Here is a 26,873-nt window from a genome sequence, read left to right as displayed (position 1 = left end):
ACTTTAATATTCTTCCAGGAAATTCTATTTCCAGATTACAGGCTAATCAGTAAAAAAGACCTTTCCATCTGTTGCATTCCCATTATCAATTCTTACACTACGATAAGGAAAATACAATCTTTTGATCAATAAAACATCTGCATCGACACCAGAGAATATGTAAAAAGGTGTATCCTTAAATAATTTTGTTGAGAGAAAACTCATATGATCGCCCGTCTGACTACCCAACATATAATACTCATTCCTATCAGGAACAATAATAAGTCTGAACATAAAGATTTGTACAAACAAAATAACTAAACGATAAATAAAACAGTCATTTAGTATCTTTAGCGCATGCTTTTTCGTTTTCCTCCTACAGAATTAAATGCTAATGATCCTTCCTTCCTGACTGAAAACGGAGAGGTTTTCGCCAAGCTGAAAGAAGAATCGAAAGCAGGAAAACGCACCGTTTTCCTGACAGAACATACGCTGATCTTTGTTACCAAAGGAATAAAGCTGCTGCATCTTCCCGATATGACGATCGAAGCCGGTCCGGATAGCGTTGTGTTGCTGAAAAAAGGTATTTATGTCATGGCAGAATACATAGCGGAAGGATTGAATTTTGAGGCGCTGATGCTGTTTTTGCCAGTGAAATTATTAAAAACTATTTCTATGGAGCCGTTTTTCAACAACAGGAAGGCTGCAACAACAACATCCTATATGGTTTTCCCTTGCAGTGAGATGGTCCAGGGATTTAAAGAACAACTAAGAAAGTATTTTAATAAGCCCTTGTTGCATACTGGCCAGCTACTTTCACTTAAACAAAAAGAAATTTTATTATTACTGATGACTTCAGGTCATCAGCGCAACGTCTGCGACTTCATTTCGGATGCGATCAGCACAGAGCCGGAAGACCTGGATTATATTGTCCGCACTTACCTGCTGCAACCTGTTACTATCGAGGACCTGGCTGATCTTACCAATCGTAGTCTTGCTACGTTTAAAAGGGATTTCCAGCGTATCTACCATATGCCTCCACGTCAATGGATCAATGAGCAACGACTTGCGCATGCCCACCTGCTGGTAGCCAATACCAACCTGCAGGTATCAGAAATCGCCTGGAAATGCGGGTATGACAACATTTCCTACTTCATACGCATTTTCAAAAAGAAATATGGTAGCACGCCGCAATCTTTACGAGCCGAAACGACTATCAATTGAGCTGTTAGGACTACCCTACCTCTGACTGTATCACTAGCTTTGTACTATAAAATCAGACATGATGAAAATAGTACTCATAGGTGGTCAGGGAACCATCGGGAAAAAGGTGGCCGCAGCATTATCTCCCCGGCATGAACTTATTATTGCAGGACGGAACAGTGGTGATATTCAGGTCGATATTACTGTTGCTGCGTCGATTGAAAACATGTTCCGCCAGTTGAAAACAGTAGATGCCTGTATCTGTACCGCCGGAACCGGCTACTACGGAGATTTCCAGACTATGCAGCAGCACCATATGATGGGTGGAATAGAAGGTAAATTAATGGGGCAGGTCAATCTTGTACTCATTGGCAAACAGTATCTCACCGAAGGTGGTTCTTTTACGTTGACTTCCGGTATTGCAGCTGAACATCCTGCGAAAAATGGGGCCAGTGTGGCAATGATCAACGGTGCGGTAAATAGCTTTGTGCTGGCTGCTGCCCAGGAGCTGAAAAAAGATCAGCGTATCAATGCAGTTAGCCCGGGGCTTGTAGAAGACAGCTGGGAAAGGTATGGTGCGCTGTTCCCTGGTTACAATCTGGTGCCTATGCAGAAGCTGGTTAATGCTTACCTCCTAAGCGTGGAGGGAGCAGTTGACGGAAAGATTATCAAAGTGTATTCCTAAGCCGGGATAAGGGATTATATCACAAAACTTGTTTTGCAAAGAGATATTTTTTTCAAGATCAGCTGCAAAAAGGTTCGACCCTTGCTCCCAGTAGTCCGCAACAAGAAACTTTCTTTAAAATTAAAGCCGCATAAATCGTATGATTTATGCGGCTTTTCTGTTTTTAGCAGGTAAAAACATACTACATTAACTCAGCATCCTTCAAAACGGGACAACTACAATGCGTTATTGTACTGTATATTCAACAGCTGTTACTGTTGACGGAGTCATAGGAGGAGCGCTGCCGGATACTGATTTTATTTGCTGCCCATCAACTGATATGTATAGATCGTACTTAAAAGTAGTACTGGTTTGGTTATTAACTTCTGTTGATAATCTGGCTGTAAAGGGTTTAGCAGAAACAGTAATTTTCTTCACCCCATTTTGGAACTGCATTGCGTCATTTAACACAACAGGTGTTCCTGTCTGATCATTATATGTAATCCTGGTAAAAGAGCTATTCACAGAAACAATCCTGTATTCAACTTCAAAAGTATTCATATTGTTTTGCTTCGTATCTTTTTTGCAAGCAACCTGCACAGAAAGTATTGCAATAGCAAATGCAATAAGAGCGCAGCTTTGTATAACCTTTTTCATGGCTTTGATTTATTAATAATTTACAAGGAATGCTACTGTTGTATGTGGTAATTATGATAAAGATCATAACACTGTTTATTTCTAATACAACAGGACAATTTGGCCGCACTAAATTAGCACAATGAGAGAGGTGGAAATAGTAAGAAATCGCAAATTCGAAGCTCTTTTAGCAATATTTACAATAAATAGTTGAGAATACTGATTACTAGTTTCAGTTATATCTACCGTTTGTAGTGATCATTTATGGGTTAATGCTACTATGGCTGGTGATTATCCGTTCTGTTTCTCTAAAAGCAAACACCCCGGCTTAATGTCCGGGGCGTCTGTTTTTTGTTGACTGATACAGCATCACTAGTGTTTCACCGGATGCAACTTATAAAAATCAACTCCATTCGTATAATCTGCATATCCATTGCAATAATAAACAGCATTGGTCTTATCCTGCCCTATCAGTACTGCATGGCTGAAATCCACCCATTTGGCTTTACCGGTAAGCTTATTCTGCCCGGGTGCCGGAGCATTATTGCCATTTTCCACACCTGCATAACAATACACCCCTAATGTCTGAATATTGAAACTATAAAGTGAGCCACCTAGTATCCCCAGCATCGAACCATCTGATTGCGGCATTACATTATTAAGCGCATAAATGAAACTTCCCCAGTCTACAGGAAGTACTAAAGTACCGGTATATTTTGTAGCCGGAATAGTATCATAGGAGCGGAAAGCAAAAAGGCCATAAGGAGATTTTACAGTGGCAACTACAGCTTCCTGTTGTATATCGTACTGTAAGGTTAATGTGCGGGAGTCAGCAAAATTGGCAAATCCATATACATACCGGCCCGACGGATCCAAGAGATATATACTTGAGACCACATGTTCCCCGGGAGTAGTATATGAAGGTTTCATGTCATAGAAGTAAGGAGCACTCATCAGTACTTTAACTCTTCCGGTGATATCCAGCCGGCAAATAATCATCAGGTTCTTACCGTATGCTTCTGTATTTATTGTTCCGCTACTAATGGCAGTTTCCCAGTCAGTGTGCGCGTTAGCAACATCTCCCGGAGCATAGTAGTTGGTATAAAAGAGATTGTTCTGTACATCTGTATTCAGAAACATTGCTACTACCTTCAAATGATCAACATTGCCCTGGTAAGGGCTTCCATCTTCGCTTAATGCAACAGTTCCTTTCTTCACCAGTGTACGGTTTATCGTAGTAATATTCCTGGTAGCCACATCCATTTTGCATAACCGGAAGATGTAATTGGCCGCTGTATCAATAGAAGGTTCTGTATTCTCAATAGAAAAAAACAAGGTACTTCCATCAAAAGAGATGGCGCTGCCTAATACCTGCTTCAATGTAATAGCGGCTCCCTGATCGTCTTTCAGCTGATCACCGGCCTTGAATATATTGTTGACCTGTCCGCCTGTTACCTGGTTGATGCCCAGCTGATTGTCGAACCAGATATTACCTGTTTTATCACAGTGGATACTGCGAACCAAAGCATAACCATTACTACTGAAAGCACCGGCATTTGCAGGCAGCCAATGTGCCAGCTGGTCTACGATGAGTGTGGTATCCGTTTTACCGGCACTTTGTGCAAATTCCTGCACCGCCACCGCCGGACCACTCACAGTATTACCATTGGCAGTAACGGTAACAGGCCGGCTGGCACCTAAGCCCATTTCCTTTGTTACCACAAAACGCACCACGTCCATTATTTCATAGGGAAGACCATAGTTGGTATATTGTTTATTGGGATCTACTTCTATATGATCTATCAGCTTTACCGGAACATCTCCTACGCGTATTTCACTGCCCGGTTTACCGGCAAATAACTTTCCTATCAATATCGCCGTATCGCCCACCACCATTACCTGTGGATATTTCCATTCAAACTGACCGTACGTTCCGCCAAGAGGATATTCGTCTGCCAGCCAGGGCTGTGCTTCCACCAGGTTTTTATGATCATCTACCTTACGGCATGCCGGCAGTATAAAAAGTAATACTACCAGAGAAAGGAGCCACCTGTTGCTATTAGCATGGATAAGGCATGAAAGTATTGTTCTCATTTTGTCTTATTTAAAAATTACTCAACGGTGTTATGGCAAAATTACTTTGTAAAGAAACGGTGTTACCCGTACGAGGATCTACATAAGAAGAGCTCCGGTTATCAGAGTAACCGGTCATCAGTAAGGTATAAGCATGCCCTGGCAGCACCATCAGCAAAGTACGTCCAAGAACGGTACTGCTATCGCTGACAGAAAATGCCTTCACTGACAGCGTATCCTGCCGGGATACATCCATCGGGATAAATCCGGTATGATCTCCCATATGCGTGGACGCCGGCAACGTTTGCTGGATCTCATTATTCACGGTAAGAAAAATCTGACCATCCACGGGGCTCATGTTAATAATCCGAAGCCCCATCTTTCCGTTGACAGGAGAATAATCATCGGCTGCCACCAAACTGCGAAAAATACCACAACTGTCCGCATACACGACTGCCATTGGTTTTCTGGCGTCTAAATCAACAACGGTATTATCCAGGATTGAACTGGAACTATCCACCAGTCTGAATGTATGATTGCCCGCCGGGATCTGCCAGTAAGTAGGCCATTGCCCTTTTAAATAAGGATAGGTATAGAGATAACCCTGATCAAAATAAGGATATTTAGATGCCCCAAAATAGAAATTGTAATGATACGTACTATCCTGGCTGTCCATTAATATAAAATTGGTCTGGCTTTTAGGCATATTTATTTCACCCGTTAATGCAAAAGATCCGTTGAAAAAAAAGATGTTCCCTTTTGGCGTATCGGGTATAGGTGTTACGTCTTTATTGCAGGCCAGCAGCAAACAGATTGTTGCCATGAAAAATGAAGCAGGTGATAAAAATATTTTCCGGATATAAGCAATCATCGTATTATTTTTTTAGAAAGAATAAGTAAACTGTAAGAGGAAATACCTGCCGGGTTTATATTTCGTATAGATATTATCTCCTACCATTAATGCAGGACCACTGGGTTGTTTTACAAGCTTTTCGGGATCATAATGCTGATTGAAGTTCTGATCTTCCACAATACGGTAGCTTTGATCCAGCAGGTTCTGTATACTGAACTTTGCCTGTAATGATTTAATGATACGTTGTGTAACAGAGAAATCCAGCAGGTGCATAGGCAGCTGTAATAAGTCAGGACGGATATAGCTATCTGTGTATAGCGTATCCTCTTTAGTTCGCTGGCTCTTGGCATAAATACGGGGGCCACTTACATTATATACAACCCCCGCTTTAGTTCCCCAGGAGGGGTTTTCATAGAATAATCCGGCATTCACCACATAAGGAGATTGTCCCTGCAAAGGTTCTCCCTTCTTGTGTATACTATCTATAACATAAGAAGCATTAAAGCCATGGGTTACCGTAGTACTTTTTATTAACGATCCATTTAATACCACCGAAAGATTCCGGAATAAATTACCGGGGATAAAAGAAAGGCTCTTCTTTATCTCCGCCTCAAGGCCATAAATATCGGCACTCACAGAATTGATGTACGTAATGTTGGTGAAGTTCAGGAACAGACCATAGTCAGAGGCGGAAGTTTCTCTCCGCATCCGCTCAATCGGATTTTGGATATGCTTATAAAAAGCGCCCACATTCAATACTTCGTTTTTATTATTTGCCGGGTATAACTCTGCGCGGAAATCATAGTTATCCACAATCGCAGTAACGATCTTGGGGTTACCCTGAATATTTTCATTATTCTGGAAATCAAAATCATTATAAGGAGTCAGTTCACGGAAATCGGGCCTGTTCACGGTACGGCCATAACTACCCCGTAATACAAATGTTTTGCCGGGGAGATAGCTGATATTAGCAGAAGGCAATAGCAACGTTTGTGGATGATCTACATTAATCGGCTGCAAACTTTGAGGGCCATTATTTCCTTCTCTGGCGCCGGATAACCGCTGCCGGTCATACTCTAGCCGCAGACCACCATTCAGCACCAGTTTTTCTCCGGCAGTTTTCCAGTCTCCCATCAGGTAAAACGCGTGATATTGTTCACTGGCCACATACGCATCTACCGGGGTGGTAGCATCATACACACCCAGGCCGGTGTTATCATTATTAAAATAAGTGGGGCTCCATACTTTGTGCAGATCCTGCTGACTGAATTGCAGCAACGCCGAATTAATAAATCCGTGATCATTATACCATTCCCCATCATCCGTTGGTGGATTGATATCTGCATTGGAGAGCCCTGCCCTGTTCACGCGGAAAAACCGGCGGCCCACCTGCCTTGATTTAAAGATATTATAGGTACCTGCTTTGAGTGAAAATTCAGGACGGATATGAAAAGTATAATCTATAGCGCCATTATATACCTGCTCCAGGTTCTTGATGAACAACCGGCTGATCATACCCAGATAGCCCGAAGGCACGGCCCTCCAGCTGGTATCAGTCATCAGTGAATAATCATACAGGTGAATCAGCCGCTGATCAGGTAAACTCTGTAAATCGTAAGTATATCCCAGGTTCCATTCCAGCTCATGCTGTTTGTTATGTCCCATTTCATGCTTACCGCCTAAGTTGCCGGCGTATAACATCCGACGCTGAAAAGACAGCACGATATCCCTGGTACGGTATTCATTAATAATGAGACCAACCCCCGGCGGCTGATTAGGATGAGTGGTGTTTTCGCTGGTAAAACGGCGACCATCATTTACAAAGAAATTCCGTAGAAATAACTCGTGGTGATCGTTCAGTTTCAGCGTTAGATTCTCCAGGATATTAATTTTAGCATTTTCGGAAGATTGCTTACCGTTGGCTATTTTATTATTGTCCTGCACACTGCCACCTGCATTGCCACTTCCTTTACCGATTATTGGGGCCTCTGTATTCCCCTTCTGCCGGTAAACATCATAGCCGGCTGTTTCTTTGGTATAGGTGATGGCGGTAAGATCATATAACCTGGCCTTACCCAGTTTCCAACTGTTGTAATAGTTGGCGAAAACCTGCATATCCGGTAAGGTGTAACGGGTACCATAGCTCAATACCGGAGAGAGTGCTTTCATCCATTCCGACTGTGGCACATTGGTGACCTGGCGGTTACTTTCAAAAATACCGGGAGAGAAAGACGGCAGTTTACGCGTACCATCATCAAAGCCCAAAAAATCATATTTTCCACCGTTATAACTCATGCTGTTTTGCAGCGTAGATCCTTCCCGGTGCGCCAGCTGCAGGCCCATGTCAAAATGTTTTATGGGCATGGCGTTTTTGGTAGATATTTTTACCGCGGCACCAGCATAGTCTGCCACGAGATCCGCCACAGGAGATTTATATACCAGGATCTTATCGATCACACTGCTGGGCAGCAGATCGTAAGCAAAGGCTTTGTTATACAATTCTGTGGAAGGTGCAATGCTACCGTTCAGGAAAGTAAGATTATAACGCTCATTCATACCACGTACTACAATAAAGCGATCATCCACTACGGTAACGCCAGAAATTCTTTTCACTATTTCAGCCGCATTCCTATCGGGGGTTTTCGCAATCAGTTCATTGGAGATACCTGATACCACTCCGGTAGCATGACGAATTTCTTCCAGCAACTGCGCCTCGGTGCTGTGTGTAACAGATTTTACCTTACGTGGACCAGCGTCTACCACCACTTCTTTGAGAGAGCCTCCACTCTGCATTTTCACATCATATACCGCCTGTCTATCACTTTCAATATTTATGTTGGCGATTACGTTTCGTTGATAGCCGATAAAAGTGATAACCGCTGTGTATTTACCTGGAGTAACATTGGGCAATTGATAAAATCCCCTGTTGTCTGTAATAGTACCGGTAGTGGTACCTTCCAGCTTTACAGTAGCCCCCGGCAACGGAGAGGATGTTTCAAAATCCACCACACGGCCCCGTAAGGTGCCCGGGTGCTGCTGCCGGCCGGCTTTCACAGCGATGGTATTCCCACTTATTTCATACATCATCCCTGTAGTGCGCGAAATGTCTGCCAGTACGCTTTTCAACGGTACGCCCTTCCAGGTGGCAGCAGCCATTTTTACACTACTTAGAGAGGCCTTGTCGTAAGTAAACGCAAAGTCGCTCTGGCGGTCAATTTCCGCAATAACTACGGCCAGGTTGGTGTTGGTAAAAGAAAGGGTAACCGGTGCTGTGAGTGCCGGCGATTGTGCACTGACATCACCCGTTATCAACATCCATAGCACACACATAACTGAACAACATTTTCTTGTCAGCCGGTTTGCTTTGCTTTTTGTAAATTTGTTCATAACTAATCTTTAAAAACAATTGTTTTTGATGTCCGGCCTGCCAGCCGGACATTTTTTTTATAATCAATAAATAAAAATGCTATCTGCCCGCATATGATAGTGGAAGCTGTGTATGAAAGCCATATTCTTCAGCACCACGCGGAGATCAGGATGGTTGTACTTAGCGGAAAACCTGGCGCCGGAGAAGGCTGCCGGATCAAACACAATTGTTTTACCAAATCTCCTGGCCAACCGGTTGAATACTACGGCCACCGGTACATCTTCCAATATAAATCCTCCCTGTTTCCAGGCCAGCGTATCTTCTATGGAAAAATGAGTATTGGTAAAAAGCTGAGGACCTTTTTTAAAGATCAGTTTAGCGCCGGGAAACAATACCAATGTGCTGTCCTTTCTACCTTTGCGTGGCAACTCTACTGATACCCTGCCTGTAGCCAGCGAAATGCTGACAGTCGGTTCATTCGTATAGGCCTCTACATTAAAACTGGTACCCAATACTGTTGTATGTAACATCCCCGCTGTTACCACAAAAGGTGCAGCCGCCTTTGGTACTACTTCAAAAAAAGCTTCACCTGATAAGGTGATATGGCGTGCCTGTTGTGCATAATCATCCGGGATATCCACCTGAGAGGTGGGAGTAAGCCATACAATACTCTTATCCGGTAAAGTTATTTTAGAGATAGTAGTGGTATTGTTCTTAATTTTTCGCCATGACATTAACGGTGCTGTTACCGTTTGTTTCTTCCCTGTCTTCCATAACCATATACCACTGCTGCTTAACAGTAACAAGGAAGCAGCGGCGGCCCACCATCCCCACCTCCTTTTGCTGCTTACTACCAATGGCTTTTCAGACATGACAGACACCAGGTAATTATCTAAATGAGCGGCATGCTCTGCTGGCATGGGCGGTGGTTCTTCCTGCCAGCCTCCCGTCAGCAACTGTTCGAGTGCTTCATCATCCAATGACTGCAACCATTGCAATATGTCCGTTCTTTCGGCGGTAGTAACTGTACCGTCAATATATCGCTGCCATAATTGTTGATCCAACATAAAAAAGGTTTGCTGCATACTCGGGACAATCCCGCTCATTCACATGCTCAATACTATCACGTAAAAACAGGCATCTACCTCAATAGCTGACAAGAGGAAAAGTGCATGCTTAACAATTTGGTAATACAGTGCGTTTACGTCACGGATGCCTTCAATAGTGGGTTTTAAATAGTAATTTTACCCTTATGAATGTCGACTTAATATTATCAAGTATCTCCCAGCATGTGCGACTTAGCCCATCTGAAACTGATTTGTTTACTTCGGTTTTAGAATCAAGAACAGTTTATAAAAAGGATTACCTTATCAAGTCTGGAGAAATTTGCAGACATGATTATTTTGTAAACAAAGGTTGCCTTAAAGTTTGTTATGCAAACGAAAAGGGAATTGAATGCGTGACAAAGTTTGCCATAGAAAACTGGTGGGTTGTTGATATTGATAGTTTTTTAAACACCACTCCTTCTTTCTTTTACTACCAGGCAGTTGAAGATACTGAGTTGCTGCAGATCAGTAAAGCAAATTATCATTTACTGATAGAACAAATTCCGGCAATTCAAAAGTTCATAATAAAAAGGTGGCAGCATAGTTTTATCATGCTTCAACACCGCTTTATTCAAAGTAATTCTTTAACTGCAGAAGAAAAATACAGCCAGTTCAAAAAAAAATACCCCGGGCTGGAACAGCGTATTTCTTTAAGGCTTACTGCCTCCTACCTGGGAATAACCCCGGAGTTTTTGAGTGTATTAAGAAAAAGAGAGACGAATTCATTTTCTTAATCTACCATAAGGCTTTTTTATCTCTGATATAGTTTTTTTGCATTCAGAAATGAAACAACAAAACTATATTATCGTCCTACTGGGATTATTAGCGGCAATCGGGCCATTCTCTATAGATATGTATTTGCCCGCTTTTCCCGCTATTGCTGCGGATTTAAAAACATCGATTTCCAATGTCTCCCTTTCTTTGTCCAGCTTTTTTATTGGTATTTCCGCAGGCCAGTTTATTTATGGCCCCCTTTTAGATAAGGTTGGCAGAAAAAAGCCGCTTTATGGTGGTCTTGTTATCTACTGTACCGCATCATTGGCTTGCATGTTTGCATCTTCGGCTAATGCTTTAATAGCATTGCGATTAGTACAGGCATTAGGCGGCTGTGTAGGAATAGTAGCCTCCCGTACAATTGTAAGAGATCTGTTTACCGTTTCAGAAAATGCAAAAATATTTTCCCAACTGATGCTTGTTATTGGCATTTCTCCTATTGTTGCACCGCTTTTTGGAAGTTACATTACAGCTACGTTGGGGTGGCAGTACATTTTTCTTATACTTGCACTGATTTCATTGGTTTTGTTGATTTCGGTGTACTTCTTATTGCCGGAAAGCAAGCCCTCTGAAATAGCAACATTTGCTGTTCCTGATTCAGGTAAAAATATTTTTCTGACGATTTTAAAAGAACCGCAGTTTTATAAATATGCAATTTCAGGCTCCTGCTCATCCGCATGTCTATATGTTTATTTAGCTGACTCTCCCTTCGTTTTTATGAAGTTGTATGGAATGACGGAGCAACACTATGGATGGATATTTGCCATTCTTGCCGGTGGCCTGATTAGCGCCAGTCAGTTAAACAGGTTATTACTGAAGAGATATAAAAGTGAATGGATAGTCAGGCGGGCTTCATTGATGCACACGCTGACAGCCCTTATACTTTTCCTGTCAACCCTGTTCGGGTATTTGCATTTGTATGGTATTTTGCTGTTGATTTTTATTTTATTAAGTTGCCAGGGATTCATTTCCCCAAATTCTTCAGCTCAGTGTATGGCACCGTTCAGTAAAAATACCGGCAGGGCTGCTGCCTTATTGGGAAGTATGCAAATGTTTACCGGGGGATTCGCTTCTTTAGCTGTAAACCTTGTTAAAAGGCACTCCATTTTACCAATGACAACGCTCCTGTTTTGCTTTTCCCTTTTGAGTTTTTTAGTGTTACGCAAAAGTGATATTATCAAAAAATACTTTGTCCTAAAAATAATCAACTACTTAAAACCATAGCATATGCCAGAATATAAAATGCTGACTGCCACTACTAATGATGCACAGGAACTTGTGCTATTAATTAACAGCGCATACCGGGGGGAGCATTCAAAAAAGGGCTGGACAACTGAAGCGCTTTTAATTGAAGGCGACAGGATGAATGTGGCTTCGCTGATACAAATGATGAATAAGCCCGGAGTGGTTATAAGAAAATGTATAACTAACGAAGATGTAATTGTTGGCTGTGTTTACCTCGAAACAAAACAAAAAGAGTTATACCTGGGTTTGTTAACCGTGTCTCCTGACATACAGGCAACAGGCATCGGAAAAATGATGCTGATGGATGCAGAAGAAATTGCTTCTAAACAAAACCTTGCGGGTATAGTAATTGACGTTATTTCTTTGAGGCTCGAATTAATAGATTGGTACATTCGGCGGGGTTTCCATCTCACTGATAAAACAATCCCCTTCCCTATAGAAAAAAAATTTGGCCGGCCATTACAACCATTGGAATTGGTTGAGCTAAAAAAATACTTTAAGTAAAAGGTTAAACTGGTTTTAAAAATTCTAAACCCAACATATGAAAAAGAATATTTTATCTTCTTTAATAGCCATGGTTTGTTTAGTGCAATTTTCATCCGCGCAACAAAAAGCAATCTATATACCCACCATTGAACCCTGCGCATGCCCCGTTAAAGTAGACAGCAGCTTTAAAACCCGGTGCGGATATTTGATCGTTCCGGAAAACAGGAAAAAAAAGAACAGTAAGCTCATAAAATTGCCCTTTATAATTGTTGAAAGTAAGGATCCGGATAAGAAGAAGGACCCGGTTTTGTTTACGAGCGGAGGCCCTGGGAATAGCTCACTAGGCTGGACGATAGGGATAACCAAAGGGCCAATTATCAATAGCAGGGATTGTATTGCTTTTGAACAACGGGGAACCAAATTTGCGATACCCTATATCAGAAGTTATGAGCTGGATACAGCCATTAAAGAATCCTATCGGAAAAATCTGTCAAAGGACAGTATGGTGCTTGAAGGTATTAAGCGCTACAAGAAGACACTCGAAACAAAAGGGATCGACCTTTCCGGTTATAACACTTATGAAACGGTTGAGGACATACATGATTTGTTGAACGTTTTGCATATTGATTCGGTTAATCTGTTGGGCGGTTCTTACAGCGGGGGGCTTATGCTGGCTGTTTTACAGCATGACTCATCCCGTATCAGATCCCTTATACTGGATTCGCCACTACCCACATTTGTACCTATTGACGAAGATGAACCTGCAAACTTTAACGAAGCACTACATATTTTATCAGCGCGTTGCAAAAAAGATTCCGGGGTATTGTATGCAGACCTCGAAGAAAAATTTCAAATTTATTTTAACAGTATCATTGGCAAAACCTTTTATATAAATTACCTGGAAAATGGCACCAGCGATTCGTTGAGTATCCGGTACACCAAAAACGAATTACTGGATGTAATTGAAAATAATTTACTTGACGTCTCAAAAATAAAAGAGGTGCCTTTTATCATCATGGATATCATAAAAGGAAACCACTACAAGTATATCAAAGCTAAACTGGATGATCTCTTTTCAAAAAACCCGGCGCCTGATGGTATGCGGATTTCTGTGTATTGCGCAGATCAGGCAGCTTATCATAGTGAAGATATTATTCGTCAGCTTTATAGCATTTATCCCTGGATGGAAGGCTATCATATCAATGATGTCTATAAAGCCATTTGTGATTGCTGGGCCGTGCCACCAGTGAAGCCAATAACCAAACAACCCTTCTATTCCAATAAACCCGTACTGCTGGGTGATGGGGCAATGGATCCCGCCTGCAGGCCGGTTTATATGGATATGATACATCATTATATGCCGGTCAGCCAGCGCTTTTTATTTATCAACCGTTCACATGGCGTATTTGGATGGGACCAGGGCCGCGCAATTGTACAACAGTTCTTAGACAACCCATACCAGAAAATAGCAACAACCAACAAAGATATTATTGCTTATTAGATAACGAATCTAAACGCATGATTTTTCTACTTAAATTCGTTTTCTGAAAATCTTATACATGCGTTACAAATATTTCCTGCTTCCAGCCATTTTATGTTTGCTATCCTGCGGAACAATATTCGCCCAGGAAAAAAAAGATCCTTACTTAGATATCACTGCAGCCACAGGTCCCGAATACGACTGGCTAAAACCACTTGCAGGTAATTACGAAGTAGAAATGCGTATCTGGCCCAAAGCAGGTGCGGATCCTATCCCGTTAGGTACATTCAGGGTTACGCGGAAATTTATTGGAAACTTCCTGCAGGAAATCATGGAACCACTACCAGGTACAAAAACTGACCCCTTCAGCAGGATCACTTACCTGAGTTTTAACAAGATCAATCTGCGATGGGAGTATATAGTAATGGATACCCGTTTTCCTGTTATGATGTTTGAAACAAGCTTCGACGGAAAAATTGTAAATGGGAAAGAGCTGACCACTTACTTATCGTCATTTCCTGTTCCTGCATTAGTTGGCAAAGAAGCCGCCGGACAAATGGCAAAGCAGCGCCGTACTTTTACCATTGTTGGGCCCGACCAGGATGAGATGCGTCAATACTGGACACTTCCTTCAGGGAAGGAATACCTTGCTATAGCGTATGTTTACAAACGCATATCTCATTAATAAGAACAGTTATACAAACAGAAAGAAGCCTTCAGATCATCAGACCTGAAGGCTTCCTGTTTTAGTTTTAAGTAAGATAATAACCGCTTAACGTTGTAATACGAATTTCTGAGGACGCAACCTGTCCATTGAAATAATATATACACCACTCTTCAGTGAAGCCGGTAACAATACTTCCAGCCTGTTATAGCCCGAAACAACACGGTATGGCTGATTGTACAGGATCTTACCACCGATGTCAGTAATGGTAACATGCTGCTGTTTATTAGTAGCACTGTTCAGTTCTATATACACTACATCTCCTGCAGGTACAGGATACACATGCATACCACTATTGAGAGATAACAGTGATTTCTCATTGAACTTGCTGTTCTTACCTGCCACTGGCGCTTGTTTAGGTGTACTGCTGATGTTGTCTGTCAACTTATAACATTTTGTATTGCTGAAGTTGCCATTGTAACCATACACCTGTATGTAATAAGTGCCTACTGCGCCATTATTATACACGATCCTTTCATCGGTAGTACCGCCGTTTTCGGAACGACCCAATTCTGTGCCGCTGGCATTATAAAGAATTACATCATAATCTGCCGGGAGATTGGTAAGCAGGATTTCGATATGTGGCTGCGTACTGGTGTTATTAAATTTATACCAGTCTTTATCAGTAGCAGATGAAATTTGCGCTGATATGGTTGTATTAGCACTGATAGCGGCTGCTGTTGCAAGTGTTTCATTTGGTTCATATGCATCCGTACATGCAGTTACGGGTGTAAGGGAGGCATTTAACCTGTAACATTTTGTATTGCTGAAAGCACCATTGTAACCATATACCTCCACATAATAAGTGCCAGCTACAGCACCGCCGTAAGTAATCAGTTCCGGTGTAGTGCCACCATTCTGAGAGATGCCCAGCTGTGCACCGGCAGCAGAGAGCAGTTTCACATCATAATCTCCTGGGAGACTGTCCAGGTGGATGGTGATATCGTTGGTACCGGTGGTAGTAAATTTGTAATAGTCAACATCAGTTGCGGAAGATATCTGTGCACGTATATCCGTTCCTGTTGCTATAGCTGCTGCAGTAGCCAGCGTATTGTTAGGTTCCAGCTGATCTGTACAACCTCCAAGCACGGTGGCTGTGGCATTCAACCTGTAACAAATAGAATCACCATGTGCACCGTTGCTGCCATATACCTGTATGTAATAAGTGCCGGCCGGTCCGTTATACACAATTGATTCTGCAGTAGTGCCGGTATTTTGGGAAATAGCCAGCTGCGTACCGCCAGCAGAAAGCAACCTGAGATTGAAGTCAGCAATAAGATTATCCAGTACAATATTGATCCTGCTGGTATCTGTTAACTGTATCCTGAAATAATCGGTATCGGTGGAGCTACTTATAGTAGCACGTATATCCGTTCCTGTTACTATACTGGTAGCCGTAGGCAATGTATTATTAGGTTCATATGGATCAGGACAAACAGTGGGGTGCGTAGTATCTCCGCATGGATAATTGGTACCATTCAGCTGCACTACACCAGTGTTATCAGGGTCCAGCCAGGGTTTTAGCTGATGTAATGCATCTGTACCATTAGATACCCAGCTTCTGGCCACTTTACCGTAATAATCATATTTGTCTGTAGTAGCTGCAGTACAGCTGGAAGGACCACCGGATAGTTGCCCTACAATTTGTCCTACGTTATTAAACAATGGTGAACCAGAGGAGCCACCTTCTGTAATGCCCCAGTTAGTTTGAGTTTGCACCCAGGTAGCCTGCCAATGAGTATAAGGCGCAGTTCCGCCACCGTTATAATTGGCTTCTACCAATGGAGCAGAATAGGTGGATATTTTTTTAATATCCCCGGCAGGATGATGTATGCCCACTCCGCTGGGACTGGCTGCCACGGCAGCATTCCAGCCGGAATAATACACATTGTAAGAAGTGGGTATGGCCTGCGTAAATTCCAGTAACTGAAAGTCAGAGCCTTCTACACTACCACCGTCACCCGCCCTCGCACGTTGTACACAACCGGTGATGGTATTGCTCGCTGGCTCGCCGGCAGGATTGGCACAGGACGGAGCTTCATAATTAAAATAGAATATCCATTGGTTAAAATCAGCTACAGAGGCGTTAGAGCCGCAATGGTTGGCCGTAAGGAAATAAGGCTTGCAGTCCTTGCGCGCATTGTTTATTAATGCCCCCGTACACAGGTAACTGCTGGCACCAAGTTTTAGCAGGATCCTGGCTACAGCCCTTTTCTGGTTTTGCCAGTTAGCTCCTTCCGGGCAGTTCACATTTACATTACAGCTGCCTGATGCACCAACGCTTTTATCTGTTTTATCTATCGAACCCGTTTTGGATTCAGGGATTTTATTGCTGTAAATATTGTTTACCCCGCTGATAGTGAAATGGCCTTTCCCCCTGACAGCTTTAGGCTCGAAATATTCTACCACACATACGTTGCCTTTGAGTATTTCGGTGGCAAACTGTCCTGTTTCCTGGTTGTTGGCGCTGGTATAGCCACCAATGAGTTGTGTACGATCTCCATTATAAATGTGGAGAGTAGCTCCTTCCGGCAAAAGGAAATCTTCGTAATAAAGAGAAGTAGCAACAGCACCCTGTACCTGGATCTTCAGGCGCCATACACGATCGCCGCCAGGCAGGTTGGTCCAGGTACCTGAGTTACCGGGCGAATAATTAACATGCGCAATCATGCCTATACGCAATGGTAATCCCTGTTTCAGATTTTGCTCATCTTCCAGTCGTAATTTTTGTACAGGTACAGCGGCAATGGTTTTAACACTGACGTTTGCGGTGAGGCCCGTAGTATAACTGTGAGGCCTCCCGCCTTTGCTCACCTGGGCTTTCAGGAATGGGGAAATTAACAATGCCCCCAATAAAATGAATAACGCTTTTTGCATAAGACTTAAATTTTGGTTTATGAAATTGTTGGATTAAAAGATATAGTTATAGCATACAGTATTACTGTAACACGCTTTGGGAAGCAGCACTGCCGGGGATTTCAGCTATAAACAGGCAACATCTTTCCTGCCTGGTGGATGCCAGAATAAAAGGTTAATCAAAGATTATACATAAGGAAGTTGCTCATGCGGAATTAAAGTAATTCCCGGGTCTTCAGTAAGAAATTAGCGTGTAATAGTTTTTTACATAAGATATGATTTAACTATTTTAAAATTAGGGAATAATACTGCAACGTCGTATCAGGCAGTTCTGGTAAGTAAAAGATGAATCATTTTCTGTAGTGCCATTTCAATACATAAGGATTATCCTAAACTTTAAGCAGCAGATCTGACATCTAAAACGGAAAAGAAAAATTCGGTTGAAGTATAACATCTAAACTATTTAGGGCAAGTCTGGTAGAAGAATATTTTATCCCTATAAAATATATTTTTTTATTTTTCTTACCTGAACATTTACACTAAAATCAAGTATTTTATTTTATATTAGATAGATATACAACAAGATCCTATGACGAATAGAGCATTTCCGGTTTACAGGCAGTTGGACCAGATGGATTGCGGGCCTACTTGCCTGAGGATGATAGCTAAACACTATGGAAAATATTTTTCGCTTCAAACCCTGAGAGAGAGTTCATATATTACCCGGGATGGAGTTACTTTAAAAGGAATCAGTGAAGCAGCAACCAAAATTGGATTCCGCACACTTGGTGCCAAGCTTACATTTGAACAACTGGATGAAAAATCATCATTACCCTGCATCCTCCATTGGAAACAAAATCACTTTGTTGTATTACCACCGCAAAATTATGACAGGAATAAAAAAAATGATAAGATACTCATTGCAGATCCCGCACATGGACTCGTGAAAGTTAGTAAGGAAACCTTTCTGAAGCTATGGATCACCACAGAAGATAACTTTGGCATCGCGCTTTTCCTGGAGCCCACCCCTTTCTTCTATGATAATGAAGAAGAAAAAAAAGAGAGTAAAGGTTTTTCTTTCCTGTTCCGTTATTTAAAGCCTTATAAAAAATACATTGCCCAATTGTTCCTGGGAATGCTTGTAGGTAGTCTTTTGTCGCTGATTGCCCCATTTCTCACACAAAGCCTTGTAGATTATGGCATTAACCAGCAGAACCCCGGTTTCATTTATCTGATACTAATGGGCCAGCTGGCATTATTCTTCGGCAATACAGCTATAGAAGTGATAAGAGGATGGCTTTTGCTGCATATGAACACAAGGATCAATATCTCTATTATATCAGATTTTCTGATTAAGTTGATGAAACTACCTATCCGTTTCTTTGATACAAAAATGCTGGGCGACGTCACCCAACGAATTTCCGATCATAACCGTATAGAACAATTTCTAACAGGCACTTCATTAAACACACTTTTTTCTCTTGTAAACCTGGTGGTATTTTCAATTGTACTGGGAATTTACAGCTTACCTATCTTATTTGTTTTTATAACAGGTTCTGCGCTTTCTATTGGGTGGATACTGTTCTTCCTGGGAAAAAGAAGAGAGTTGAACTATGCCAGATTTCAACAGATGAGTGATAACCAGAACAATCTGTTTGAGATTATAACAGGTATGCAGGATATAAAAATGAATGACAGCGAAACCACCCATCGCTGGAATTGGGAGAAGATACAGGCAAAACTGTTCCATATCAGCATAAAAAGCCTGTCTCTTGATCAGTACCAGAACATTGGTTCCACTTTTTTCACACAACTAAAAAATATACTCGCTACTTTCCTTGCCGCCCAGGAAGTACTTAAAGGAAATATTTCGCTGGGTATGATGCTGAGTGTTTCCTATATCATAGGACAGATGAATTCACCAATAGAGCAGCTACTGAAATTTTTCCAGAGTGCACAGGATGCTAAAATAAGCCTGGAACGGTTGAGTGAAATACATTTGCGTGATGATGAAGAAAGTGGTTATGAATTAACACCTGATGAAGAACTGGATATGATGTGTGCTGATGTTGGCAGCGATGGAGCCTTTGCACAGGAATACCAGGCTGACAATACATCTGAAAACGGACTTACACTGGAAGATGTGTCTTTCCAATATGCTGGTCCGGGCTCTCCGATGGTACTTAGTGATATCAATCTTACTATTCCTTTCGGGAAAGTAACAGCAATAGTTGGTGCAAGCGGAAGTGGCAAAACAACCCTGATGAAATTATTGCTGAAATTCTATGAACCCATAAAAGGAAAAGTTAATTTAGGCCATCTCCCTATCAATAATATTTCCGCCAAATGGTGGAGGAAGCATTGCGGGGTGGTGATGTCTGATGGCTACATATTCTCCGGCACCATCGCCCAGAATATTTCCGTACAGGTAACAACTGATCCACAGCGATTAATGTTTGCCATGAAAATGGCAAACATTGATGCTTTTGTTAACAAGCTGCCATTAGGCGTTTCGACAAAAATTGGTAATACCGGTAATGGCATCAGCTCAGGACAACGGCAACGCATTTTAATAGCACGCGCTATTTATAAACAACCAAAATTTATTTTTTTAGATGAAGCCACCAGTACCCTGGATGCCAACAATGAAAAGGTGATTATTGAAAACCTGCAGCAATTTTTCCAGGGTCGTACAGTAGTGGTGATAGCTCATCGCCTCAGTACAGTAAAACATGCAGACCAGATTGTAGTAATGGAAAACGGCCGGATTGTGGAAGAAGGTAATCATAAATCTCTTACTGCACTGAAAGGTAAATATTACGAATTAGTAAAAAATCAATTAGAGTTAGGAAATTAGTATACTTTTTTTATGCCTCAGGAAAATTATCACCAGGATACACACAGGGCGGAAGTTGATGAAATCATCGGCAGCGCCCCCAAGGCAATAGTGCGCCGGGGAACAACTGTAATTGCACTGCTTGTGCTGCTGCTCTTACTGGGAGCCTGGCTGATCAGCTATCCTGATATGGTGCCGGTACCAGTTACACTTTTTTCTTCCGATCCGCCAGTTAAAGTAATCGCCCCTGGCAGCGGACGTATCACTGAAATATTTGTAAAAGACAGTGAGCTGATACAGGCACACGCTATTATCGGAGTTATTGAAAATACCGCTAACACCGATGATATGCTGTATCTTAAACAGCAGGTGGAAGTACTGGACAGTACCAATAACATACACCAAACTATTGCCGGTAAAAAACTACAGGTCGGAGAACTTCAGGAAGATTATAAAAAACTATTGCAACTGGCCGAACAAAACCAGACAGTATTACAACACGCTACAGTTGTTACACAGGATATACATAACCTGATTATAGAGATAAAAAGACAAATTGCTTTATGGGACACCCGGTACGTAATACATGCTCCGGTAAGTGGCAGGATGATGCTCATAAAAGCAGGACAGACTGCCCCCTATGTTAGCAGCGGCGAAGCCCTGGGAATGGTTATACCGGCAGTATTTAAGGAGGAGGATATATGGGCGCAACTACCCGTTACCAAAGCAGGAAAGGTTAAGCCAGGCCAAAAGGTATTGATAAAACTACAGGAATATCCATTCATGGAATATGGCCTGTTGCAGGGGAAGATTGAAAAAATTACCAGTATCCCCATAGATAGTAACTATTTTATGAAGATAACACTGGACCACGGTCTCCGTACAACCCGCAACAAACTTATACCGCAGCGCCCCGGCTTAATAGGTATTGCCAGCATCGTTGTAAGTGATAAAAATATCCTGCAAAGGATTTTTGAAAGTACAAAACGTAGCAGGTAGCAGTACCCGATGTTTTTCAAATTACTACACCAGGTCTACAAAGTTATTCTTACTGATATCTCTTCTGTAATGTTCAAGCAGATTCAATTTCGTATCCAGATGATGCTTTATCTGCAGCAACAGTGGCAGCTTGTCAGGGAAGCCACTTTTCTCTACCAGGCGTTTCACATCCAGGAAAAGTGAAATTTTAAGTATATCATAAAGTTGGCTCATCGGATCACGCATAAAAGAAATAAATTCTTCCAGGAATTCATCATACTCACCGGCATGGTAAAGTGTTTTAAGGTATAACCAGTCATGCAGGATCTGCCTGTCCGGCGTATCCACCACAAATGATAAATCGCGGAACAGGTGTGAAAACAAATCGGGGGGATCTCCTTTCACATCTTTCTCAAAATGGATCATTTGTGATACCATTCCTCTGAAACATTCATAAGCATAGCCTTCTCTGACATAAGGTACTGCCTCCCAGAATTCCCTGCCTTCAAATATTTTTCCATAGAGATTACCAGGTTCTCCGTTTAACAGGTAATTAGCCAGGTCCCTCGACAGGGCTGCACCGGCTTGCCAGTCGCCTTTCCGAAACAGTATCCTGGAGATATTTCTATTTTGTTCCGCACTGCGGAAGAGCAGCGTAAAAACACCTTCCCTGATCAGGTATTCATTTAAAGCAATGCATTCAATGGTAAAGTCGAAAGCTTTATCATATGCTTTTTTCTTATAGTAATAAAGTGCTTTTACGGAAAGGCCCCATTGCTTGGCGTAAATGTACAGGTTACCTGATAACTGGTTTTCAATACGCTGTTCCAGGTCATTATACGCTGTAAGCATATCTTCACTTGCACCAGATCTTACAATCTTACCAGCGATTACACCATACTGCCGGGTAAGATCATACACACCGTTAATTGCTTCCTGGCCGTCTGCATACGGTGCGATTTCTTTTTCCTGCAAAATATTCATCAACTTATTAAAGTTGTACAACATTGTTGATTGTTGCGTGGAGGCGGGAAACTCGCTGCATTCCTGAAGTAATTTTGTCAGCAAAGCGTTGTGATCTTTATTTATAGTTATCATAATCTGCTTTTAAATGTATTGGTAAAAAATACAACATCAGGCAATCATCATGAGAGAGTCAATAGGAGGTAACTCTTTTTTTACATACCGCATCAGAGAAATGCCAATGCCCGTAATGCCCCATCCAAAAGAAATATCCCATAGTTCTCCGGCATTTACCAACCTGGTGCTATATCCCGCAAATTCATTCTCATGGACGGCATAAGTGGCTATTTGTTTATACCAGTATATGGCAGCATCCATGAACCGCTGATCTCCACTAAGCCGGTGCAGTTTTTCGAAGATGGCAGCAACGCCTGAAGCACCGTAAATAATACTGGCATCCAGCGTTAATTTGTCTTCTTTTTTTCTTAACAGGCAGTCTTCTAATACCATCATGGCGGTGCCTGCCAATGCTTCATCATGCAAAACCGAGGCTGCACGGTATAAGGCATAGCCCACTCCAATATCCCCATAGCACTGGGCAAATTGTTTCGGTTCTACTGCGTCTCCCAATTGAAGGGGGAAGAGTCCCCTTACCTGCGTCCGTTGTTGCTTCAATAAAAACCGAAGCGCCTTGTTCAGGATATCTCTGCATTCATTCGTTGCTATATTTCTTTCATACACGTTGGAAAGAAATGAAATTATTAATGCGCTACCATGTGAAATTCCCAGGTATACTCTTTTAAATAAAGATGGAGACGGCCAATAATAATCTCCTGCTTCATCCGTGAGGGCCTGTTCCCGGATGCCCTCCACCAGCGCAGATAAATGGGCAGCTACTGCAGGATTGGAATCCAGGCGGGACAGGTAATAGTAACCAGCCGCCAATGCACCACTGTTAAGATCAAAATCACCGATAGATATTTTGCTTTTCATTAGACCTGAAAGGGTATCATCTAATCCCAATAAATAATCATAGATATCCAGGTCAAGAAATTTATTTTTCTTACTGAACTCCAGAAAACGGCCTATATGTGCAAGATGCGAGTCCAGGGAATCAGACATATAAATACGCTTAAAATTGGGTAGATCAAGCACTTCAAGGCCTTTCGTCAGATAATCTTCTGCCCTGGAAAAATAACTTTCATCACCAGTGTAACCGGCATAATAGCAATAGAAAAGGGATAAACCCAACAGCCCTGTTTCATAAGATGCGTTTTGAATAGCAGCTTCTTTGCCCTCCAGTGCTTTTCTTATATTTTCAATATGTATTGCCTCCAGTGAAGCAGTTGCCGTATCAGATATCATTGATGACTATTTTAACCGGTTAAAGAAAATGATTGTACGAATCAGGCAATGTTAGCTACTGGCTACTGTTGATTTATCGCCTGCATACTTTTCCCTGGCAATCATTGAGTCATAGAATTTCTTCAGGTAATGATAGATTACCAGCTCATGCATCCTTTGCCTGGAAAGGAAAAGCCGGTTCATGCACATATGAATATAGCTTGTCAACAACCTGTTTAATACAGCTGCCGGGTATTTCTCCTGCAATACCTGCTGCTTTATAGCGGAGACGTCTGCCTGATGTAATGCGCTACGATTCTTAAAACATGTAATAGCTGCTGTAAGTTCTTCCGGAATATCTCCAGGCATTAACATCCTGCAAACACTGGTATAATGCCGCCGGTATTTATCGTTGAGCGACTTTTCCAGGCGATGTGCATCCCTTTTATTATTGTTGTTAAATTCACGGAAAAAAGAATTACTTATTCCATTGATCAGTTGTTGTTTTTCCGGCAGACTATAATCAAAATCATCCAGCAGCCTATCTATACTATATATAGCCATCTGCCATCTCAGCTGTTCTCCTTCATCTCCTGAAATAAGATCAAGAAAATCTGTTACTGCCACACTGTCTGTAAAAAACAATCCTTCACTGCCTTCCATTGTTGTTTCCCCATAACGTTCTATTTCCCGTATGTAAGTATCTGTTGTCATTCTCACCACCTGCCCAAGTGCTATCAGGGGTGTTATTTCCCGGTTGAGTGCCTGTAATATTTCCATTCCGTTGCCGGAGCAATGAAACCTCACACGCAGATGCCCTTCGGGGTCATTGAAACGGATAAAAAACCATTTGTCGATAACATTTTCCTGCAGGGCTTTTTCTGCCAAAGGCTTTATAATATTTACAAGAATAGATTCAAGGGTTTTATTTCCTGCATAAATTTTCACAAACAACCACTCACTTCCAGGTGCAAAAAAACGCTCAACAACAGGCTTCCGGGACAACTGTGATGATGCATGAGAAGGATATTCTGATATCGGGTGTTTTGTTCCCAGGGGAATGACCACTTCATTTGTATAACTACCGCTCCCGTCTTTAATAAAACACTGGTCGGGGGTATGAAGAAACTCATAGAGTATCACATCCTGTTTTCTCAGTTGCTGTAACAGGTGGTCTCGACAGCATTCATTTTCAAAATCAATAAGGAGTTCATTATCTCCCTGAGAAAGCAAGGTATAACGGGGAACATTATACGTTTCCCGAAAGGTATTAAAATATACATCCAAAGCTCCGTTCAGCAGGCCATCAATATCTTTCCGTTTCAGCATCCAGCGGGTGCGGCATAAAATGAATTTATTATATTCCACACGGGGCAAATAGGGTTCCTCTGCAAACGTTCCCCAGCGCCACAAAAACCCGGGTACTGTTTGTTGTAATTGTATATCACTCAGGAAGCGGTAAAGTGGTTGTCCTTGCTTGGTATTGTGCGCATTGGTAAGTATGGGGAGCACCTGCTTATTGAGCCTTGCTGATCTTAGCACTACCCTGCCGTTTCTGATGGATATCAGGAGATCATTGATATTCACCTGCTTATCGTTTGTTGCAGCAGCACTACACAGGTAAGGTATTTCATATGGCCTTAACTGCGGCCGGAGCACAAGGTTAGCATAATGGCCTTCAGGTACATGCACAATTTCTGCCAGGATCAAATCCGGATTAGCATTTTGTTCAGCTTCAATACTTTCGGCAAGTTTATGGTGAAGAAGTGGTTCTCCCTGCGCAAATCTTGCCAGCATTTTACCTACATAAGGAGCATGCAGTTGTGTAGGAAAAAACCGATACGCACCGTTATCCATTTCTGCCAGCGATGAGGCCAGGATACTGCCGAATATATATGCGCTTGTTGATTGTTCCGGTGTAGCTACTCTTTCAGCTGCCAGCGATGCTAGTTCGTCATCAGTAATTGTAATAACAGGCGTTTTATGCTGGAAAAATGTTTTCATTTTTCCGAATATTAATTTACCCAAACTATCTGTTTTACCAGATTTATCGGGAGCACTTACACGAATAGCCAGGCCTTCCAATAACGGCATATTTTCTACCACGCCGTTTATAGCAAGTCCGTACCCCACGCCGGAATCCGGATCCAGTGCCTGCACCAGCGGTATTTCCTGATCTTCATATCTCGCTGAAAATCTTTGCCTGAACTCATCCAGGTCTGATGGGGTAAAAGGAGAAACAGTTGCTACCAATTTTGCAGAAGTACGTATAATCTCTTCTATCACCTTACGGTTGATATTATTCTGCTGCATATTAAAGTAAAGATCCGTTTGGGTAATCTCCAGTCCATTCTTCGGGATTAATTTCCTGGCTATCAGTTCTGCCCCTATATATGTTTCCAGGCCACCATCCGGCTCTTCCAGCAACCAGCATGCTTTTTCAATCTGCTCTCTGATGGCGGTTGTATGTTCCAGTTGTTTGAGGCGACCGGTTAATACTGCCATAAAATCATCGCCTGTTACTGCCGGCAAAAATTCACTCACCAGCACCTGTGCTGTTATTAATCCCCTGATAAAATTAAGAATGGCTTCCTGACCGGCGCCGCTTTCTACCACACATGCAATCAGGGTTTCCATAGTAGCTCCTGCAGTAGCCAGCCCGATTACCCTATCAATATACAATGATGATGATAATGCACTTAATGCATAACTACGTTTTCCATTTCTCAGACTATATTCAACATAAATATATTTATCTCCGATCCTGTAAAGCGTATTATTAACATAGAACTTAATCTGCGATTGCACCGCCGGTATTTCAGCCAGTTGTTTCGTCAATTCAATCACGAAGCTCATATCAAACCGCACATGTTTCCTGATCCTGTTTTTCTCAAAGGTGATACCACTGGGCTGATCTGTAATGGTGCCATATGCACAGCCCGCAAAGAGACCGTACGGGGTGCATCTCACAGACATACGGGAATAATACCGGTGCAGTGATTTTAGCAGTTTGTCCGTTTTTTTGGTGTTATACACTTTATTTTCCAGCCATTCATTCAAGGAAGCATACAAATCTTTGGAGGCAATGTAAATCGCTTCCTGGAAAAGAGGATCTGAAAATATTTCCCGAAGCCTGGCTGAGAAGGTATTCACTATCCCTTCCTTTGCATTTTCATTCAATACATTGTTTAAATCCATCAATGATTCAACTGGTAATGCAGGAGTTCTCAGAAAATAGTAATCATACAGAAAATGTTCTTTCATAATCTATCTCATTTGTAACAATAACAAATACCAGTGACAGGG

18 protein-coding genes are annotated in these 26,873 nt (G+C 42.0%); 9 read left to right on the top strand and 9 right to left on the bottom strand.

Annotated elements, in window-relative coordinates; genetic code table 11:
• Positions 1-336: 336 nt before the first annotated feature.
• Both CLV51_RS08160 and CLV51_RS08155 read left to right on the top strand, forming a co-directional pair.
• Positions 337-1,203 carry a helix-turn-helix transcriptional regulator gene (locus CLV51_RS08160; protein ID WP_106527467.1) on the top strand — a complete coding sequence of 289 codons (867 nt, stop codon included), beginning with the start codon at positions 337-339 and terminating at the stop codon, positions 1,201-1,203.
• Positions 1,204-1,261: 58 nt separating this feature from the next.
• A complete protein-coding gene (locus CLV51_RS08155; RefSeq protein ID WP_245898652.1) occupies positions 1,262-1,867 on the top strand; it encodes a short chain dehydrogenase in 606 nt (201 codons plus the stop codon).
• Between the two features lie 225 nt (positions 1,868-2,092).
• On the opposite strand, the gene CLV51_RS08150 is transcribed toward CLV51_RS08155, so the two are convergent.
• The 5 genes from CLV51_RS08150 to CLV51_RS08130 all read right to left on the bottom strand — a co-directional run bounded on the left by CLV51_RS08150 (position 2,093) and on the right by CLV51_RS08130 (position 9,842).
• The gene (locus CLV51_RS08150) at positions 2,093-2,503 is read right to left on the bottom strand and encodes a hypothetical protein (RefSeq protein WP_106527465.1); all 411 of its coding nucleotides are present in this window, start codon (positions 2,501-2,503) and stop codon (positions 2,093-2,095) included.
• Positions 2,504-2,854: 351 nt separating this feature from the next.
• Positions 2,855-4,576 (bottom strand): hypothetical protein, encoded by a 1,722-nt coding sequence (locus tag CLV51_RS08145; protein ID WP_106527464.1) that lies wholly within the window; start codon positions 4,574-4,576, stop codon positions 2,855-2,857.
• Between the two features lie 10 nt (positions 4,577-4,586).
• Entirely contained in the window at positions 4,587-5,378 is a 792-nt protein-coding gene (locus CLV51_RS08140) for a DUF4397 domain-containing protein (protein WP_146151247.1), read from the bottom strand.
• A 60-nt stretch (positions 5,379-5,438) separates the two neighbouring features.
• Positions 5,439-8,795 carry a TonB-dependent receptor domain-containing protein gene (locus CLV51_RS08135; RefSeq protein ID WP_106527462.1) on the bottom strand — a complete coding sequence of 1,119 codons (3,357 nt, stop codon included), beginning with the start codon at positions 8,793-8,795 and terminating at the stop codon, positions 5,439-5,441.
• A 63-nt stretch (positions 8,796-8,858) separates the two neighbouring features.
• On the bottom strand, positions 8,859-9,842 hold the full coding sequence (locus CLV51_RS08130) for a FecR family protein (protein WP_158266955.1): 984 nt from the start codon (positions 9,840-9,842) through the stop codon (positions 8,859-8,861).
• Positions 9,843-10,027: 185 nt separating this feature from the next.
• Here CLV51_RS08130 and CLV51_RS08125 point away from each other — a divergent pair, with 185 nt between their 5' ends.
• The 5 genes from CLV51_RS08125 to CLV51_RS08105 are packed head-to-tail and all read left to right on the top strand — an operon-like array spanning position 10,028 to position 14,551.
• Entirely contained in the window at positions 10,028-10,615 is a 588-nt protein-coding gene (locus CLV51_RS08125) for a Crp/Fnr family transcriptional regulator (protein WP_106527460.1), read from the top strand.
• 49 nt (positions 10,616-10,664) lie between these two features.
• Entirely contained in the window at positions 10,665-11,879 is a 1,215-nt protein-coding gene (locus CLV51_RS08120; protein WP_106527459.1) for a multidrug effflux MFS transporter, read from the top strand.
• 3 nt (positions 11,880-11,882) lie between these two features.
• Entirely contained in the window at positions 11,883-12,404 is a 522-nt protein-coding gene (locus tag CLV51_RS08115; protein ID WP_211301949.1) for a GNAT family N-acetyltransferase, read from the top strand.
• 37 nt (positions 12,405-12,441) lie between these two features.
• Positions 12,442-13,887 carry an alpha/beta fold hydrolase gene (locus CLV51_RS08110; protein ID WP_106527458.1) on the top strand — a complete coding sequence of 482 codons (1,446 nt, stop codon included), beginning with the start codon at positions 12,442-12,444 and terminating at the stop codon, positions 13,885-13,887.
• Between the two features lie 58 nt (positions 13,888-13,945).
• Positions 13,946-14,551 (top strand): DUF1579 family protein, encoded by a 606-nt coding sequence (locus CLV51_RS08105; protein WP_106527457.1) that lies wholly within the window; start codon positions 13,946-13,948, stop codon positions 14,549-14,551.
• 87 nt (positions 14,552-14,638) lie between these two features.
• On the opposite strand, the gene CLV51_RS08100 is transcribed toward CLV51_RS08105, so the two are convergent.
• Complete coding sequence (locus CLV51_RS08100) at positions 14,639-17,467, bottom strand: pre-peptidase C-terminal domain-containing protein (protein WP_106527456.1); 2,829 nt, start codon at positions 17,465-17,467, stop codon at positions 14,639-14,641.
• Between the two features lie 568 nt (positions 17,468-18,035).
• On the opposite strand from CLV51_RS08100, the gene CLV51_RS08095 reads away from it, so the two are divergent.
• A complete protein-coding gene (locus CLV51_RS08095) occupies positions 18,036-20,303 on the top strand; it encodes a peptidase domain-containing ABC transporter (protein WP_106527455.1) in 2,268 nt (755 codons plus the stop codon).
• Between the two features lie 12 nt (positions 20,304-20,315).
• Positions 20,316-21,281 (top strand): HlyD family secretion protein, encoded by a 966-nt coding sequence (locus tag CLV51_RS08090; RefSeq protein WP_106527454.1) that lies wholly within the window; start codon positions 20,316-20,318, stop codon positions 21,279-21,281.
• 24 nt (positions 21,282-21,305) lie between these two features.
• Here the strand turns inward: CLV51_RS08090 and CLV51_RS08085 are convergent, their stop codons facing one another.
• Genes CLV51_RS08085 through CLV51_RS08075 form a run of 3 tightly spaced genes read right to left on the bottom strand, consistent with a single transcriptional unit; the run spans position 21,306 to position 26,831 of the window.
• Complete coding sequence (locus CLV51_RS08085) at positions 21,306-22,358, bottom strand: hypothetical protein (protein ID WP_106527453.1); 1,053 nt, start codon at positions 22,356-22,358, stop codon at positions 21,306-21,308.
• 36 nt (positions 22,359-22,394) lie between these two features.
• Positions 22,395-23,588 (bottom strand): lanthionine synthetase LanC family protein, encoded by a 1,194-nt coding sequence (locus CLV51_RS08080; RefSeq protein ID WP_106527452.1) that lies wholly within the window; start codon positions 23,586-23,588, stop codon positions 22,395-22,397.
• A 51-nt stretch (positions 23,589-23,639) separates the two neighbouring features.
• Positions 23,640-26,831, bottom strand: coding sequence for a lantibiotic dehydratase (locus CLV51_RS08075; protein WP_106527451.1), 3,192 nt, complete (start codon positions 26,829-26,831; stop codon positions 23,640-23,642).
• Positions 26,832-26,873: the final 42 nt, after the last annotated feature.

Origin of the sequence: Chitinophaga niastensis (assembly GCF_003014755.1) — a bacterium.
Classification (GTDB): Bacteria; Bacteroidota; Bacteroidia; order Chitinophagales; family Chitinophagaceae; genus Chitinophaga; species Chitinophaga niastensis.
Note: the sequence above shows the minus strand (reverse complement) of the source record. Positions and strands in the feature narration are given on the sequence as shown.